General features: G+C 31.0%; 9 protein-coding genes. 4 read left to right on the top strand and 5 right to left on the bottom strand.

Going from position 1 to position 18780, the window contains the following annotated elements; translation table 11 throughout:
- Positions 1-122 precede the first annotated feature (122 nt).
- Positions 123-1916, top strand: a complete 1794-nt coding sequence (locus HN894_08615; protein MBT7143386.1) for a chloride channel protein — start codon at positions 123-125, stop codon at positions 1914-1916.
- 13 nt (positions 1917-1929) lie between these two features.
- Here HN894_08615 and HN894_08620 read toward each other — a convergent pair whose 3' ends face one another.
- The 3 genes from HN894_08620 to HN894_08630 all read right to left on the bottom strand — a co-directional run bounded on the left by HN894_08620 (position 1930) and on the right by HN894_08630 (position 7056).
- A complete protein-coding gene (locus tag HN894_08620) occupies positions 1930-3381 on the bottom strand; it encodes a TrkH family potassium uptake protein (protein MBT7143387.1) in 1452 nt (483 codons plus the stop codon).
- A gap of 30 nt (positions 3382-3411) precedes the next feature.
- Positions 3412-4752 carry a Trk system potassium transporter TrkA gene (trkA, locus tag HN894_08625; GenBank protein MBT7143388.1) on the bottom strand — a complete coding sequence of 447 codons (1341 nt, stop codon included), beginning with the start codon at positions 4750-4752 and terminating at the stop codon, positions 3412-3414.
- A 180-nt stretch (positions 4753-4932) separates the two neighbouring features.
- Positions 4933-7056 (bottom strand): ComEC family competence protein, encoded by a 2124-nt coding sequence (locus tag HN894_08630; GenBank protein MBT7143389.1) that lies wholly within the window; start codon positions 7054-7056, stop codon positions 4933-4935.
- Positions 7057-7258: 202 nt separating this feature from the next.
- Between HN894_08630 and HN894_08635 the strand changes: the two genes are divergently transcribed.
- Together HN894_08635 and HN894_08640 are read left to right on the top strand one after the other, a co-directional pair.
- Entirely contained in the window at positions 7259-9595 is a 2337-nt protein-coding gene (locus tag HN894_08635; protein ID MBT7143390.1) for a tetratricopeptide repeat protein, read from the top strand.
- A 102-nt stretch (positions 9596-9697) separates the two neighbouring features.
- Positions 9698-10609 carry a hypothetical protein gene (locus HN894_08640; protein ID MBT7143391.1) on the top strand — a complete coding sequence of 304 codons (912 nt, stop codon included), beginning with the start codon at positions 9698-9700 and terminating at the stop codon, positions 10607-10609.
- A 76-nt stretch (positions 10610-10685) separates the two neighbouring features.
- On the opposite strand, the gene HN894_08645 is transcribed toward HN894_08640, so the two are convergent.
- Positions 10686-11573: a 3-hydroxybutyryl-CoA dehydrogenase gene (locus HN894_08645; GenBank protein ID MBT7143392.1), complete on the bottom strand. Its 888-nt coding sequence runs from the start codon at positions 11571-11573 to the stop codon at positions 10686-10688.
- A gap of 208 nt (positions 11574-11781) precedes the next feature.
- Between HN894_08645 and HN894_08650 the strand changes: the two genes are divergently transcribed.
- Positions 11782-15054 carry a UvrD-helicase domain-containing protein gene (locus HN894_08650; GenBank protein MBT7143393.1) on the top strand — a complete coding sequence of 1091 codons (3273 nt, stop codon included), beginning with the start codon at positions 11782-11784 and terminating at the stop codon, positions 15052-15054.
- 65 nt (positions 15055-15119) lie between these two features.
- On the opposite strand, the gene HN894_08655 is transcribed toward HN894_08650, so the two are convergent.
- Entirely contained in the window at positions 15120-18767 is a 3648-nt protein-coding gene (locus HN894_08655) for a hypothetical protein (GenBank protein MBT7143394.1), read from the bottom strand.
- Positions 18768-18780: the final 13 nt, after the last annotated feature.

Here is an 18780-nt window from a genome sequence, read left to right on the forward strand (position 1 = left end):
TTCATTTTTGAGGATGGATTTTTTTTTACAAAAATTTAAAATTCTCATTATTACAATTTCTTTTCATAAAAATCAATTGAAAATAGAAATGCTTAGTGTAAAATATTATTTTTGTTTCCGAAATGTTTAGAACTTTATTTTTAAAAATATTGGTTTGGAGAATTCGGAATATCCCTGACCAATATTTCATGCTAATTCTCAGTATAATAGTTGGTACTGCCGGTGGACTAATGGCTCTTACATTGAAGACTTTAGTGTGGCATTTCAGCGATTTGCTGCTTGAAGGAATGCACTATAGTTATTTCGAAAACCTAAATTTCGATAATTTTTTACTGTTGGTTTATCCAAGCATTGGGATTAGCCTGACTGTATTAATGAAAAAATATATTATTAAAGATAAAATCAAACATAATATTTCAGCAATTCTACGATCAATTTCAAAAAGAAAAAGTTTTATGAAAGCTCATAAAACCTACTCATCATTCCTCGGAGGAATAATAACTGCCAGTTTTGGAGGATCTATAGGATTAGAATCTCCAATAATTTCATCGGGAGCTGCAATTGGTTCAAATTTTGGTAGAGTTTTTCATCTTAATTACAAACAAGTTACGGTGCTTTTAGCTTGTGGCTCATCAGGAGCAATAGCAGCAATTTTTAATACTCCAATTGCTGCAATAGTTTTTGCGATAGAGGTTTTAATGATAGACTTAACAAGATTCAGTTTGGTCCCACTTTTACTTGCTTCCGTAAGTGGAGCTATTATTAATAAATTTCTTTTCAAAGACGAAATTCTAATAGATTTTAAAACTACAGATATTTTAGATGTAAATGATATTCCGTTTTTTGTTGTTTTAGGAATACTCTCAGGTTTTGTTTCACTATACTTTACAAAAATGTTTTTGTATATAGAAAGAAAATTCGACCGCCTAAAAAAAATGTACAATCAAGTAATTGTGGGTGGTATTATTCTTGGAATAATGATTTTTGTATTTCCTCCCCTATATGGTGAAGGATATGAGACTATTAAGGCAGTCCTTGAGGGTGATTATCAAAATGTAATACATGCTAGCCTATTTGAAGTATTTCAAAATAATTTTCTTCTATTTATAATATTTTTTTTACTACTTATATTTTTCAAGGTAATAGCTACAGCAACAACTTTTTCTGCTGGCGGGATAGGTGGAATATTTGCACCATCGCTTTTCACTGGTGCTATTCTCGGATTTGTTTTTGCAAGAACCATCAATCATCTGAATATTGGCATTAATATTCCCGAAAGTGAATTTGCACTCGTTGGTATGGCGTGTTTGCTGGGCGGAGTGCTACATGCTCCTTTAACAGGAATCTTTCTAATTGCTGAAATTACTGGTGGCTATGAATTGATATTACCCCTTATGTTAGCTACAACAATTTCGTATGTAACTGTAAAAATTTTGGTTAAAAACTCTATTTTTACAATGCAGCTTGCAAAAACAGGAGAGTTGATAACTCATCATAAAGATAAAGCTATTCTGACTTTTATGAACTTACAATCTGTAATTGAAAAAGATTTTCTTACAATTTCTGAAAAGAAATCTTTGGGCGATTTGGTAAAAGTAATTTCAAAATCGAAACGAAATATATTTCCTGTAATTGACGATCGAAAGACTTTGATAGGAATTGTTTATCTTGATAATATCAGAGAATTAATGTTCAATACAGAAATGTACAATAATACTTTTGTTACAAATGTCATGATAGCTCCACAGGCTTATATACAAGTAAATGATCCGATGAATATCGTAATGGAAAAATTTCAGGAAACAAATGCCTGGAACCTTCCTGTAGTTGAAGATGGAAAATATGTTGGATTTGTTTCGAAATCAAAATTATTTTCTGTTTACCGAAAGCATTTGATTGATATTTCTGAAGAATAGTTTTGAATTGAGTTTATTTTTTCCAAAAAAGCGGAGAAAATAGAACTAAAACGGTAAAAATCTCTAATCGTCCTAATAGCATTAAAAACGATAGAAACCATTTCCCGAAATCAGGAATTGCGTAAAAATTGTCCATAGGACCTACTGAACCAATGCCGGGTCCAATATTTCCTAGAGTGGCAGCTACTGCACCCATTGCAGATTCCAAATCTAATCCGAGTGCCGACATTACTATCACTCCAAAAACAAATATCAAAATATAAAAAACGATAAATGCTAAAACATTTGAGATGGTTTCTTTCGGAATAGATTGATTGTTTAGTTTTAGATTTTGTACGACATTAGGAATTATGAGCCTTTTTAATTCTAAAACGCTGTTTTTTAGCATCAAAACAATTCTAACAATTTTCATGCTGCCACCGGTAGATCCTGCCGAACCTCCAAAAAACATTATCATCAGAATTAGTATCATCATAAATGGCATCCAGGCAAGATAGTTGTCTGTAACGAAACCGGTTGTTGTCATTATTGAAACAACCTGAAACAATGCATTTCGAAATGAAATTTCTACAGAAAGATTGCTTGAGAAAAATAAGCCGGCGAAAATTATGATTGAAATACCAACAATAAATCCCAAATAATATCTGAATTCTTCATTTTTCCATATTTTGCTAAAATTTCCTTTTAAGGCAAAGTAAGAAAGTGTAAAATTCATTCCTGCAACAAACATAAAAAATAATATAACATACTGAATAAACGGTGAGTTAAAATAGGCTATGCTTGCTTGTTTGGTTGAGTATCCTCCTGTTGCCATTGTGGTTAACGAATGGTTAATTGCATCGAAAAAATCCATTCCTCCAAAAAATAGCAATATAGTTTCTATGAGTGTAAAAATTGCATATATGCTCCATAAACGTTTAGCTGTAGCTGTAACTTTCGGATGAAGTTTATCAGGTACTGGTCCAGGTACTTCGGCAATATAAAGTTGCATTCCACCAATTCCTAAAATAGGTAATATAGCCAAAGAAAGGACAATAATTCCCATTCCACCCAGCCACTGCGTCATGCTTCGCCAAAACAAGAGTCCATGCGGCAAAGATTCAATATCGTTCAATACTGAAGCCCCTGTGGTAGTAAAACCTGAGATTGTCTCGAAAAATGCGTTTGTAATATTTGGAATATACCCGCTTATAATAAATGGTAGTGAACCAAAAATTGAAAAAACTATCCAAACAAGACTTACTAATATATATCCTTCTCGTTTTCTGATACTTGTGCTTGCATTTCTGTTTGAGAAATAGCTTAATAGTCCGATACTCAAAGAAATTCCCGATGAAATTATTATAGAAAAAAGGTCGTCTTCTTCATAATATATGGAAAATGGCAATGAAAATAACATAAAAATCCCCTCAAGGATTAATAGCATTCCAAGAATTTTGAAAATTATTCTGATGTTTATTCTCATTTTAAATTGTGCAAAAGCAAATTGATATATTTAAATAAAGAATTTTTCGATTTTGTGTACGGCACTTGGTTTTGCAAAAACTACAACTTTGTCGTAGCCGTTTATCACAGTTTCGCCTGATGCAATAAAACTCGAATCGCCGCGAACTACACCACCGATTATGGCATCTTTAGAGAAATTTAGATTCCTCAAATTTTTCTTCGTAATTAAAGAATCGGGCTGAACTACAAATTCTAAAACCTCTGCATCCATTCCACTAAGGCATTGAAACATAACTACTTTTGCTTTCATCGTAAAACGGAAAATATGGCTGGCTGCAATCAGTTTTTTGTTTATTATTGTATCAATGCCGGCACTTTTTGCCAATTCGATAAAATCAATATTTTCAATTTCGGCAATAGTTTTTTTGACCCCAAGCTTTTTTGCAAGCATACACGACAAAATATTTGTTTCAGAATTTTCTGTAACAGCAATAAATGCGTCCATATTTTCAATTCCTGATTCTTTGAGCAATTCCATATTTGTTCCGTCTTCGTTCAAAATGGTGGTTTTTTCAAGATCATCAGCCAATAAATCGCATTTTTCTTTATCAAGTTCTATTAGTTTTATATTAAAATTGTTTTGAAGTTCTCGTGCAGTTCTTTTTCCAATTCTGCTTCCACCAAGAATCATAATGTCCTTAATAAAATATTGTTCTTTGCCTGAAAATTTCATTAAATTCGAGATGCCGGCTTGATTTGAAATCACATGAACCAAGTCATTTTCTAAAAATATATCGTCTCCTTTTGGAATTATTGCTTTAGAATTTCTAGTAATCGAAACTGCTCTGTAGTCAAAAGAATCATTAATTTGTGAGGCTTCTTTTAAAGTTTTATTAATAATAGGTGCGTTTTTGTCTAATTTTATTGCCATCAATGAAAGTTTGCCGCCAGTAAATTCAAATTTTTCTGTGGTGCCAACTTGTCTGAGTAAACCTATAACTTGCCGTGCAGCAAGAACTTCGGGATAGATAATTGAATCGATACCTTTAGTTTTGAAAAACTCTTTATTTTTTGGACTAAGAAATTCGTAATTATTGATTCTCGCAACGGTTTGTTTTGCTCCCAAATTTTTAGCAATTATACTTGAGACTAAGTTCAATTCTTCGGTGGGACTTACCGAAATAAATAAATCGCATTGCCCAATATTTGCATCTGTGAGCGCCTTTGGCGATGTTACAGAACCGTTTATTGTTAAGGTTTCGAAATGACTTCTTATATATTGGAGTTTTGTTTCGTCTTTATCAATAACAATTATATTATGATTTTCATAGGACAGCATTTTAGCTAAATGAGTTCCAACTTCTCCAGCACCAGCAATAATAATTTTCATTTTTTTCATCCCAAATCCTGTTTTATCGAATTCTAAAATCTCAATTAAAAGACAAATTAAAGCAAATCTGAAATATTACGAAATGATAATTATTCTTTTATTTATTTAGAAAGAGGAAATAATTGAAATTAGTTGGTAAATTGCAGTTATATAGGATTCTAATAGTGAAGAAAAATTGCATTATTCGTCAATTTTATAAACAAAAAAATTGTCATTACTTACTGCATGGTATTCAATGTTTAAATTTTCACATTCATTAGTCCACACTGATAATTTCTTTTTATTGATAGATGAATCGAAAATAATTTTTTTAATTCTAAATAAATTTAATAGGTCTGAAATTGAGGTTTTTATATTTTTTGAAATTATAACAAAATCGAGCTCAAGTTTTTCTTTTGCCGTATAACTTAAAATTTCACTGTCGTTTAAAATGAAAATTTGTTTATCATAAAAACGAAAAAAACTTGCATTGTTCTTGATAATAAATTGTTGTAAACTTATATCATGATAGTTATATAGCTGTGAGTCAGGAATGCAAAGAGTTGAGTTTTGCTCTAATCCTGATTTTATCCAATTATTTTTAATATGAAAATCAATTTTTTTGGAATCATGAATTAATGCAGAATCGCAAAAAAGTATATTTTCATTATACCCAATAAAATTTATTGCTGAGTGTCCGCTAATGTTATAAACGAAAAAATGCTTATTGTGTTTATTTGTTTGCGAAACAAAATTTATCCCGAACAAAACTAATATTGATGTTAATGAAATCAACAAATACTTATATTTTTTATGCAAAAAGAAGGCAATTGTAAAAACTGTAAGAATATATATTATTATTAATTCTGAAATTCCAATAGAAATATTCTGTGTAACAGAAAATGGCAATGTCTCAATATAATTCAGCGAATTGTTTAAATATTTAACAATTTGGTGTAAAATTCCAGCTAAAAAGTTCGCAATAGTTTCCGAAAAAGAAAAAGCCAATAGAGAAATTGCAAAATACATTATCAGAAAAGCGAGAGGTATAGCCAAAATGTTGGTTATGAGAAAATAGTTAGGGAACTGATGAAAATAGAACAATCCAATTGGAGCAGTTGCAATTTGAGCAGCTATAGCCACTGTTATTAGAGCGTAAATTTTTTGAAATACCCAATATTTTATTTTAACCAGATTGTAGAGTTTTGGTTGTATAAAAACAATTCCGGCAACTGCAACATATGACAATTGAAATCCAACATTCAGGATGTAATATGGATTGTAAAGGAGCATGAAAAAAGCAGATATCGATAGTATATTATAAATATTCGATTGCCGATTGATTAGTTTACCTAAAATTATGAAAATGAACATGATAGTTGCCCTTATTACTGATGGCGACAATCCAGTTAGATAAGCATAGTATGCAAGCAAAATAATCAGCAAACAAGATTTTATAATAATTCCTTTCTTAAATTTTTCAAGAAATTTTAGTAAATAGCTAAAAATGAAATAAACAATTCCTATATGTAAGCCCGAGACAGCCAAAATGTGCATTGCTCCTGAAGCCGAAAAAACTTGCTTAGTTTCTGCATCAAGTTTCTCTCTGTAGCCAAGAGTTATAGCTGAAAGTACTGCAAATTCCTTATCTATTATTCCGTGATTTTGATAAATATTCAGGATTTTGTTTTTTAAAATTTGCGATGAATATAGAATTGGATTAATTGCTTGCTTTTCAAGAAATTGCCATTTATTTTCCGACACGAAAGATTGAAAATATATTTGTTGATGTTCCAGATATTTTTTGTAGTTAAATTCGTGTGGATTTTTTGGCTCGGAAATGAAATTTAATTTGCAAGAAATTAATAACTTACTTCCGAATTTTGGTATAATCGAATCGATTTTTTTGAAATATATTATAGCTTTTTGATTTTTATGTATCCAGGCAGAATCGTATTTTATAGCTTCTATTTCCAGCTTGGTTTTGTAGAAATTTTTGTTTTCCAGTAGTGGTTCTATTATTTTTCCAATAATCAGTTTCTCATCCGGCTTTGTTTGTTTTGGGGAATCAGACTTTTTGATATTTACCGAAGTAATTCCAAAAAAGATAAACAGCACAAAAAGAAATCCTCCAAAAATCCATCTATGACTATACTGGTTGTTTATTTTTTTAGCAAACTGAAGAAAAATAAGGCATAAGAAAAATATCAGTATTAAAATTAGTATTATGTTTTGAGAAAGATCAAATTCAATACCAACAAAAATTCCGATTATAAAAGGAATAACCAGGCGCAGGAATGGAATCTTTTTTAGAAAATCTTGCAAAACCTTTTTTGTTTGTTTTTGTAAAAATAGTAATTAAAATCAATTATTTTTTACTTTTTTAACAAATTGATATTTCTCTCAAATATTGATTTTAATAATCTGGAATCTGCAATTCTTTTAAAACTGTCAATTATTTGCTATTTTTGATTCAATTTTATAAATATTTATTTATTACCTGTTTTTGAGATTCAAAATTCTTGTTATGATTAATTCAAAATATAGATTATTAATTTTTGCATTTTTTTTCATCCACAATGTTTTTTCACAAAATCACCAGATTGATAGTTTAAAAAACTTGTTGGTATCAGCTACTGATACCGAAAAAGTTGATATTTATTTGGGATTAGCAAAGCAAATGATATATATCGATAGAAAACTTGCCATTGAATATGCAAAAATATCATTAAAATATGCAAAAAAGAATAGTGATACTACAGCTATTGCAAATGCTTATCTTTCAGTTGGATATATGTTTTATCGTTTGCCAAATTTAGATTCTGCCATAGTGTATTATAAGAAATCGGCATTAGAGTATCAAAAAGTAGGCAATATAAATGAAATTGCAAGCAAATATTTGAGCATTGGTTTATCGTTTAAGAAATTATTATTATACGATTCGGCAATGCATTATTATAATATGGCATCCTCTATTCTTTCTGAATTCCCAAAAAGCAAGGGATTAGCTAAAACATATTTATTTAAGGGTAATATTTATAAAAACTTTTGTGAATATGATAGTGCATTAGTTTATTACGAAAAAGCTCTTGCTATCAACGAGGCTAACAATTATTTTAGCGAAACGGCTCAGACATATAACAATATGGGCCTCACAAAATACAAGCAAGGAAATTATAGCGAAGCATTAGAATTTTATAAGAAATCATTAGCATTGAAACAAGAATATGACCATGAAGAGAGTTGGATAAGTACTTATAATAATATTGGATTGGTCTATTACGATTGGGGATATTATGAGCAAGCGATTGAATATTTTATGAAATCTTTGCGAGGAAACGAAAAATTCAAAGATTCGAGCGGGATTGGGATTTCATATAATAATATTGGTTTGGTTTACAAAGATTTAAGTAAACTTGACTTATCTTTAGAGTACAATTACAAATCAATGGAAGTTCGTCAGAAAATTGGCGACAAAAAGAGACTTGTGAGTTCATACAATAATATTGGAACTATACTTACATCAATGTCGAAGTTTGACGAAGCTTTAGATTATTTTACAAAATCATTAAAAATAAAAAAGGAGCTTGGAGATAAATTAGGTGTAGCAAACTCCCTAAACAATATTGGGAGTTTGAATTTTCAGAAAAAAGAATATAATGTTGCTTTAGATTATTTCAAACAGTCCTTAAAAATAAAACAAGAGATAGGCGATAAAAAGGGAGAAAGCTCTTCAAATGCCGAAATTGGTCGCGTTTATAAAGTCAGAGGAGAATTAAATAAGGCTAAAGGATATATTAAAAAGAGTCTAAAAATTGCACAATTGATAGATAACAAGAGTTTGGTTTGCGACAATTATTTGCAACTATCTGAAATTTTTGAACAAAACGGTGAAAGCAAATTAGCATTGAAATATTATAAACTTTTCACTGCCGAAAAAGATAGCCTTTTTTCTGTGCAAAATATGAACAAAATTGCAGAACTTGAAACTAAGTTCGAGTCAGAAAAAAAAGTTAAAGAAATTGAAATTTTAACAAAAGAAAAGGAAATTCAGAAACTCGAAATAGAAAAGCAAGAATCAAAAGTTAAGTTGCAAAAAACCACTATAAATCTATTTATAGTGGTAAGTGTAGTTGTTATAATAATTACCTTTTTAATTTATAGCCGCTCGAAATTGAAGCAAAAGAATCGTCAAAACGAGTTGATATGGAGAAATGTTGAAATTGAACAACGTTTACTACGCTCACAAATGAATCCTCATTTTATTTTCAATTCACTAAATTCTATCCAATATTATGTTTCGAAGAACGATTCTTATATGGCCGAATCGTATTTGTCGAAATTTGCTAGACTAATTCGTTCAATATTAGAACATTCAAGGCAATCTTATGTTCCCATTTCCGATGATTGTGAAACTCTTAAATTGTATATGGAATTAGAAAAACTAAGGTTTTCAGATAAATTTGATTATGATTTTATTGTTTCTGACGAAATTGATATTGACTTCACTAAAATTCCGCCCATGCTTATTCAACCATTTGTTGAGAATTCGATTATTCATGGAATTTTGCAAAATTCAGTACAAGGAAAAATCAAAATATCTTTAAATATTAATAAATCGGAAAATCAAATAATTTGTAATGTTTATGACAATGGGATAGGGCGTGGAAAATCTATGGAGCTAAAAATGAAATCAATACAGGATCATAAATCTCTTGGTATGGCAGTAACCGCAGAAAGAATTGAACTTCTAAATAAAAAAGGAAAAGATAACTATTCGGTAAAATATTTCGATTTGATGGACACCGAAGGGAATTCTACTGGCACAAATGTAGAATTGAAGATACCATTTGTTAAAGATTAAATTATATGTTAAAAATGTTTAATTTATATTCTGCAATAATTAAAATAAATAATTGTTATACTTTTGCATTTTGAATTAAATTATTAACAAAAATTTTAAGTTATGAAGAAAGTTAATTTGTTGTTTATGATTATGTTGACAATAGCTGTTGGCATTTTCAACAGTTGTACCGAAGAAGAATCGGATCCCCCCACAATTGCAATTACTGAAACTGGTAGTCCAACCTATGCTCCTGGCACATCGGTTACTTACCATCTATTAATTGCTGCCAATGAAGATTTAGTTGATTTTTGGGGAGAACAAAGTACAACCAGTAGTCCCGGACATTCTATTGCAAATGTTGATCCCGCTGATGCATTTGAAGAAGGAGATTGGGTGAATTTCACGAACAATCTTACAAAAGTAGAATTTGATTATACTTACAACATTCCTACTACGGTTGGTGATGGAACAGAAATCACCATCGATTTTGAAGTTAATGACAAAGAAGCTTTAGCAATTGAATCTGTAACATTTACAGTTGTTGCAGAAGTACAATTTGGTCCTATTAATATTTTTGGCGAGGAAACTATGGGTTCTTGGCTAAGTTCTGAAGGTAGCTATTATGCTTCGGCTGATGGCTCCGTATTTAACCAAACACAAGTTGTTGGACACGAATCAGAAGTTGATTTTGTATTTTATTTTGGAGATACCAATGGAGCTACTCTTTGCGCCCCTAGCGATTCAGAACTTCAAGCTGGTGGATCTTTAGTTGATAATTATGTTTGTAAAGACTGGACAAGTCCAAATGCTACTAAATTTGGAGCAAATACTACAGTTACATGGACAGAAGTTACTGACGATGAGCAAATTGTTGGTACTAGTGCAACATTATCTGCTGCTACTAACTTGAGTGCTGATGACGTGATACCTTTCGAAACCGTAGATGGTAAAAAGGGACTTATCAAAATTAATGGTATTACAGGAGGCTCTGGCGATGGCGAAATTACTATTGAAATAAAAGTTCAACAATAGAAAAGTAAAATTCTTATAAATTAAAAAGCCCTTTCAATTTACTTGAAAGGGCTTTTTTTATAAAGCGAATCTGAAATTATTTGAGGCTTTCTGAAACAATCAATTCCTTCGTTCCGTGCGACCAGCTATAAAAGCCTTCGCCCGATTTAATTCCAAGATTTCCGGCAGCTACCATATTTACAAGAAGCGGACATGGTGCATATTTGTCGTTTCCTAAACCTTGATACAGTACTTCCATAATTGATTGACAAACATCAAGTCCAATAAAATCGGCCAATTGAAGTGGTCCCATTGGATGAGCCATTCCAAGTTTCATAACTGTGTCAATTTCTTCAACACCGGCAACTCCTTCGTGCAAGCTAATTATTGCTTCGTTTATCATTGGCATTAATATTCTGTTTGCAACAAAGCCCGGATAATCGTTCACCACAACAGGAACTTTCTTAAGTGATTTGGCTGTTTCAACTATAGTTTTACAAATATCATCAGAAGTTTTGTAGCCATTAATAATTTCTACGAGTTTCATCATTGGCACCGGATTCATAAAGTGCATGCCTATTACTTTATCAGCTCGTGAGGTTACAGCTGCAATTTTTGTTATTGAAATGGATGAAGTATTAGTAGCTAATATTGCCTCTGGTTTGCAAAGATTATCTAATTCTCTAAATATTTTGAATTTAAGTTCTGGGTTTTCAGTAGCAGCTTCCACAACAAGATCAGCATCGGCTACACCTTCTTTTATTGTAGTGAAAGTACTAATATTCTCAAGTGTTTGAGTTTTAGTCTCCTCACTTATTTTTTCTTTCTTTAAAAGTCTATCAAGATTTTTAGTGATTTTTACTATTGCTTTTTCAAGGGCTTTTCCATTAATGTCTATTAAGGAAACTTTATATCCAAATTGAGCAAAAGTGTGAGCAATTCCGTTACCCATTGTTCCTGAACCAATTACAGCAATGTTTTTCATATCTTATATTTTTTAAATTATTAATTATTTTAAACTTTAAAAATACATCTTATTTATCAAAACAATTATGTTTTACAACATAACTGTCTTTTTTTGATGGTATATATTTACTATTCTCAAAGCATCCCAGATATGTTAAAATCATTTTAAAGGAAAATTAGTAATTCCTTACTAATTATTTAATATCTTTGAACTTCAAAGATAAAATATGTCGAAATTACAAATTTATAAAGCATCGGCTGGTTCTGGTAAAACATTTAAACTTACTGAAGAATATTTATTGAATGTTTTAAGCAATGAAAATTTATACAAAAATATTCTTTCTGTAACTTTCACTAACAAAGCTACGGAAGAAATGAAAAGTAGAATTCTTTCGGAATTGAATAATCTATGCAAAAGCGAAAAGTCGAATTATAGAGAGTTAATATCTAAGCAGTTGAATCTTGAAAACAATGAAATTGATAAAAGAGCAAAAATTGTATTGTCGAATATTCTTCACAACTATTCATATTTTTCAGTATCAACAATTGATACATTTTTTCAATCTGTAATTCAGTCGTTTGTGAAAGAAATTGGATTACAAATTGGTTTTTCGCTTGAACTTGATACACAAAAAATTCTGAACAGTGCCATAGATAGATTGTTCCAGGCAATAAATAAAAGTGATACTTTAAAAAAGTGGTTGCTCAAATTTATCGAATTGAATATTGAGGACGGCAAATCATGGAATATTAAAAATGAACTTTTAAAATTCTCAAATGAAATTTTAAAGGAAAGTTATAAAACTTTCGATTTGGCTGCAATAGTTAAAATGTCAGACAAACATTTTTTAGATTCATACATGTCTCAATTGCAAATAATAATTAGGGATTTCCAGCAAAAAATGGTTGACATTGGAAATGGTGCAATTGAGCTTGCAAATAGTTATAGCCTCGACACAAATGATTTCTCATATGGTAAAAATGGAGTTTTTGGGCATTTTATTAATTTAAGTACAAAAAAGAAATTCTCCTACGGAACCAGAGTTCAAGAGGCTATTGATGATGTTTCAAAATGGTATAAGAAATCTTCAAAACGAATTTCTGATATTGAAAGTGCTTTTCAAAATGGTCTTAATCAATTATTAATTAGTGCAAAAGAAACATACGATAAACAATTTTACATAGCAAATAGTGCCAGAGTGATTTTAGACAGAATTTATATTCTTGGAATACTTACCGATATTTCCAAAAATGTAAAGGAAGTTTGTGAAGATGAAAATTTGTTTATGATAAATGATTCTGCTCATTTGCTTCAATCTGTTATAAATCAGAACGATTCGCCATTCATTTTCGAGAAAACCGGCAACAGATTTAAGCATTTTATGATAGACGAATTTCAGGACACCTCGGCAATGCAATGGAATAATTTTAAGCCGCTGATATTAAACAGTTTGGCAGAAAATAGACAATGTATGATTGTTGGAGATGTAAAGCAAGCAATTTATCGTTGGAGAAACGGTGATTGGAAAATTTTGTCGCAACAAATCGAAAAAGACGTTTTTCCTTTTGAATCTGATGTTAGAATTTTGAATCACAATTGGAGAAGTAGAAAAAATGTGATTGATTTTAATAATTCAATTTTTTCTGCTTCTGTAAGAATAATGCAAGATTTATTTAATTCAAAAGTGCAGGAAAGTAATGTTGAGCATAGTTTTTTTGAAAAGTTAGAAAGCCAAATTCATAAATCGTATTCCGATGTTTTTCAGCGAATTCCCGACAATAATATAAATGATGGTGGCTATATTCGATGCCAGTTTATTGAAAAAGATGAAAATTCGAAAGATTGGAAGGAAACAGCTTTAATTAATCTTGTTTCGGAAATAGAAAATTTGCAAAACAAAAATTTCAGATTGCGAGATATTGCAATTTTGGTAAGAACCAAAGCTCAGGCTGAACAGATTGCAGATTTTATTTTGACATATAAAAATTCCGATGAAGCCTCAGATAGATACAAATATGATGTGATTTCTGATGAAGCACTGAAAATTGACAGTTCCGAAGTTGTACAAATTCTTGTTTTAGTGTTGAGATATTTGAATTCAAATAAAGACTCTTTGTCGAAAATTACTTTTGTTTACAAATATTTGCGATACCATAATTCAACTGAAAGTTTTAATAGGGATTTGTATTCAGTTTTTATTTATCATTTGCAAAATGAAGAAAACTGTTTGTTCGATGACTTTCTGCCAAAGGAGTTTTCTGAAAATTTGCTTTTTATGTCAAGACTACCTTTGTTAGAATTGGCAGAATACATTATTGGTGTTTTAAATTTGAATAAAAAACCTGAAGATTTTCATTTCGTGCATGCTTTTTTAAATTTAATTCATGAATTTACAGAAAATGATGCTGCCGACATAAATTCATTTATCGCATGGTGGGACGAAGAAGGCAACACAAAAGCAATAAGTACTTCAGAAGATCAGGATGCAATAAAGATTTTAACTATTCATAAATCGAAAGGTTTGGAATTTAAATTTGTTTTTGTTCCTTTTTGCGATTGGAAAATTGACAAAACCGGATTAAACAGTGATATAATTTGGTGCAAAACCAAAATTGAACCATTCAATAAATTAGAAAATATTCCATTGAATTATTCTTCAAAACTTGAAGAAACTATATTTAGTAACGAATATTTTGAGGAGAAACTAAAAACATATATCGACAATTTAAATTTGCTTTATGTTGCCTTTACACGTGCAAAAGAAGGTCTCATAACATTTTCGCCATATGAGCAAAAAGACAAAATTGATAATATTGGAAATCTAATTCAAAATACTATTTCCCAAAATTCAGAAAATGAAAATAGCAGAGAACTTATTCAGCTTGATAAATTTTGGGATACGGATACAAAATGTTTGACACTGGGGAAAATCAAATCTCAAAATCAAACTGCTGAACTAAAAAGGTCTGATTATAAAATTTTAGAGTATCCGATTAATCTGTCGGACAATAGGTTGAAACTTAGGTTAAAACACTCAGAAATTAAGGAACTTTCTGATGAAAGCAGGGTAAATAAAATTCAGGAAGGTATAGTTTTACACAACCTCCTCGAAAAAATTGAAACAAAGGAAGATTTATTGCCTGCTGTAAATATTTTAATTAGCGAGGGCTCAATTTCGAAGGAGAATATGAATTTCTATATAGAAAAAGTAAGTAGGCTTTTGGAAGATAAAGTCGTAGGCGATTGGTTTTCAGAAAAGTGGCTTGTAAAAAGAGAAAGTCCAATTTTGCTAAAAAATGGAAAAACGAAAATTCCTGACCGTGTTTTGGTAGATGAAAATAAAGTAATTGTAATCGACTATAAATTTGGAGATAAGGAAAGTCAGTCGCATAAAACACAAATAAAAGAATATGTCGCTTGTCTCCAACAAATGGATTATTCAAATATTGAAGCTTATATTTGGTATGTTTCTATTGAGAAAATTGTGATGGTAGGGTAGATTTATTATAGACATATTTTCCGATACATTGTTTAAGTATTTCTGAAAATGGCTAAAATATGGGGCTAATTATAATCCTTAACTACTTTCATGCTCGCTTGATCTACATCTTTAGTAATCAATTTATACCATGGATCAATAACTACTTTCGAAGGTTTACGGCCTAACTTTATTCTAAGCTTGTTCTCATCTGAATTCAACTTTACCTTTTCAAGGTAAATCTCCTTTTCTTTGCTATTGTACACGCCTATTTCAACATAATCGTTCATTTCTGCTTGCGTAGCTTTACCCAGACCATCTGAGTATGTCTTGTTGGCTTCAAGAGTCAGGTTCATAAAGTATTCCAGCTTTTCATTTCTTTCGTATGTAGCTTCTTTTACTTCAAAATCATAGAAAGTGATTTTTTCCATCCAGTCTGTTACAATATATTGTAATGAGTCAGGAGTTACTTTTCTGATTTCATCAATGTATTCTGCTGTTGTCGCATAAGGAGCTCCCTTGAACTTATACTTATTGATAAAATCACTGGTTACTTTAACAAGTTTATCATCTCCTAAATAATCATTCAAAGCATTCAATACAATTATCCCTTTTTGATAATATATTGCCGACTGATGTCCCCAGACTGTTGCAAGTGGCTGTTCTTCGAAATTCTCATTCTGACGTGACATAGCATATCGGTTCATCTCCTGACGAAGGAATTTCTTCAATTTTTCCTTTCCGAATGAATCTTCAATAACTTTAAGAGAACTGAACTGTGTTACTGATTCCATCAACATTTGTGCTCCTTCTGTTTCTGCAGCAATTATATGATGAGCCAACCACTGATGAGCCATTTCATGGGCTGTTACCCAAAATGGATAATCTATCTTAAGATCTGCAAAATCTATATCCTCATCCTCCTTTTCCCTAAGATCTGCAATAAAACCAAGACCTTCTGAAAATGGGATCATGGCCGGAAATGATTGAGCAAAAGATCCATAACGAGGAAACTCAATGATCTTAAGCTCCGGATGAGGATATTCGCAGTAATTCTTCGAATAATATGACAGTGAAGCTTTCACTCCATCAATAATATTTTGAATATTATACTCATGTCCCATATGATAATATACCTTTATAGCCACAGGATTTTGTGCACTGTCTTCTGGAGTCCATTTGTCTTCTACCAATTCATATTTTGCAGATAATACTGCAAAGAAATTTATCACCGGTACATCACTTGCATACTGGAAATAGTTTCTGCCATTTTCTGTCCATTGCTTTTTGCAATAACCGGGAGCAAGGGCTGTCTGATCTTCAGAAGTGCTAATTTGAACTGATAATCTGACGAAGTCGGCATCATCAGTAATGAAGTTATTCTTTACAGCTTCTACATCATCTCTGCGATTTTCGATTTCCTTTTTCGGTAGATCATGTTTCTTTCTAAGCTTTTTACTATTGAGCTCTGCACCTGAATTATATCCTAATGAAGGTAAGATTCCACTATTAAGGAAAGTCCCATTCTTATTGGTCATTACTCTTACACCATTATTTGTAAAGCCTTTTACTTTATAATCAAACTCAAAAGTCAGCACTGTAGAATCATCTGGCTGAAGCCTTTGGTTCAGCTTATACATATGGAATTTTTGCATATCATCTTCAATCAGAGTTGAGTACCCACCATCTACATTAACTGACTTTACAGTCTCTCTATCCATTGATAGTATCAATGTGTCAAGAGGAGTGTTTGAGGTGTTCTTCAGAATATATTGACCATCTATATGTGCATCACCGCCTTCAGGATATAAGTCAAATTTTGTATCGACTGCAGTTATTCTTGGCTGAGTAATATTTTCATATTTCTTATATTTTCTTTCATACTCCACCATCCTTTTCTCAAATTCATAAGAACGGTTGAAATCATTTAAAATATTAGTGTTGTAAAAAATGAATCCACTTGTTGTAAGAAAAACTATTAATGATATAGGAATAGCGATACGTATTTTTGACCAGCTTGTTTTAAAGTTCTTCCATCTCTTAATAAAACCTTCTTCTGTTCCTCTTACAAGAAATCGGTTAGCAAGGATTGATAGCAAGACTGCAAAGGCAAACCAATAAAAACGATATATTAAAACTACCCACATACCCTCAGAATATCCATTCATATCCGAATACATATAAGAAGGACCTTCACCATAAATGAACAGATTGTTCTGTAAAACTGCACCGGCAAATTGAGCATCCCAGATATAATAGATGATTATTAGGGTATAGCCAAGAAATTTGTGATTAACCAATATTTGTACAAAAAATGCAAATAGTATTATCAGTATATAATATGTGAATTGTAATCCCAAAACTGATTTAATATACAAGCCAATTTCGAAATTATAATATCCATTAAATGCCTGAACAATAACTCCAGTGATAACAAGCATACTTAACATCGAAAAGATTATAGTTATTAGAGCTGTGATCTTAGAGCCCAACAGGTGCCAGTTATTAACAGGTAAGATGTTTTCTGTTTCATGCACTTTCAGACTTCGTGATTGCCATACCATCTCTCCTGAAAAGAGTATTATAATGATCATCACAAACAGATTGAAAGTGCCTCCAAGGATTTCAATTACCTGATAGGTAACAGGGTAAGTGACTGTGTCAAATATCTTTCCTATTGCTTGAGAAGTGGTGATCAGAAAACCAATACCAATAATCATAATCAAAATAAAGTAAATATTCGTGATCAATCCTTTGAACTCTCTTCTGAACAGACTAATAAAAGACAGTAAATTATGTTTTAGTCCATAATTAGGTTGAACAGTATTAATTTGTCGGTCTATATAATTCTCAGAACCATTTGTTTGTATATTGTTCTCAAATGATTTTGCTTTCTTCTTTCTGATTTTAATTTTATCAATATCAAACGAAAAATTAAACCTGAAATAACCAATTATTAAAGTGATAGCACCAATGATTACCCATAGGATACGATTTAACAGATAAACACTTTCTAATGGAATAGATTGAGTGTTAGCTTCATCAGCAGAGAAATTTGAACTTACTTTCATTGAAGAAGCCATTCCAAATGGATCCAATAATGCAGCGAGAGTTTGATTGTCTAAATCGTTGATCATTCTCCCACCTACAGCATAAAGCACATATAATCCAATGATCACAAACCAGTTGATTACTATATTTCTTAATAATAGAGTTAATGTAAAGAATAGAGCTGTAATGAAAAACAGATTTGGAATAATACGAGAAAGATAAGTATTGATATATGCCATAGGTATCACGTCTCCAAACATATCGCTGTTAAGATAGGGCATCTCTGATCCTATAAGAATTCCAAAAGCAGGTCCAAGAAAAACGAGAATATTAATCAGTAATGCTGCTATATATCTTCCCATAAGGTAATTGAACTTGCTTACCTGTGTAGTGAAAGTTAATGACAAACTATCATATTTAAAGTCCTTATAAATGATATTACTTACAATTCCGGCAGTGATAAAGATTCCAAGAAAACTAAAGAATGATAATACAAGATCAATTACCATTGGGGAGTTGAGCTTGATATTATCTCCTGCTATTCCTATTTGTATAGCAGGAAAGGCTCCACCCACAGCATTAATAAACATAAATGTCAGGGCAAACATTATTGCAAAGTAGATATAAGTTACCTTGCTGTTCAATGCTGTACGTAATTCAAACGATATTATTTGTAGAAGCATGATTTTTATAGGT

This window comes from Bacteroidota bacterium (genome assembly GCA_018692315.1).
GTDB lineage: Bacteria > Bacteroidota > Bacteroidia > Bacteroidales > JABHKC01 > JABHKC01.

Excerpts from the sequence above, each read along its gene's own strand:
- HN894_08620 (MBT7143387.1), bottom strand. The coding sequence starts at position 3,381 with ATGAGAATAAACATCAGAATAATTTTCAAAATTCTTGGAATGCTATTA.
- HN894_08640 (MBT7143391.1), top strand. The coding sequence starts at position 9,698 with ATGAAGAAAGTTAATTTGTTGTTTATGATTATGTTGACAATAGCTGTT.
- HN894_08655 (MBT7143394.1), bottom strand. The coding sequence starts at position 18,767 with ATGCTTCTACAAATAATATCGTTTGAATTACGTACAGCATTGAACAGC.
- trkA (MBT7143388.1), bottom strand. The coding sequence starts at position 4,752 with ATGAAAATTATTATTGCTGGTGCTGGAGAAGTTGGAACTCATTTAGCT.
- HN894_08645 (MBT7143392.1), bottom strand. The coding sequence starts at position 11,573 with ATGAAAAACATTGCTGTAATTGGTTCAGGAACAATGGGTAACGGAATT.
- HN894_08615 (MBT7143386.1), top strand. The coding sequence starts at position 123 with ATGTTTAGAACTTTATTTTTAAAAATATTGGTTTGGAGAATTCGGAAT.
- HN894_08650 (MBT7143393.1), top strand. The coding sequence starts at position 11,782 with ATGTCGAAATTACAAATTTATAAAGCATCGGCTGGTTCTGGTAAAACA.
- HN894_08635 (MBT7143390.1), top strand. The coding sequence starts at position 7,259 with ATGATTAATTCAAAATATAGATTATTAATTTTTGCATTTTTTTTCATC.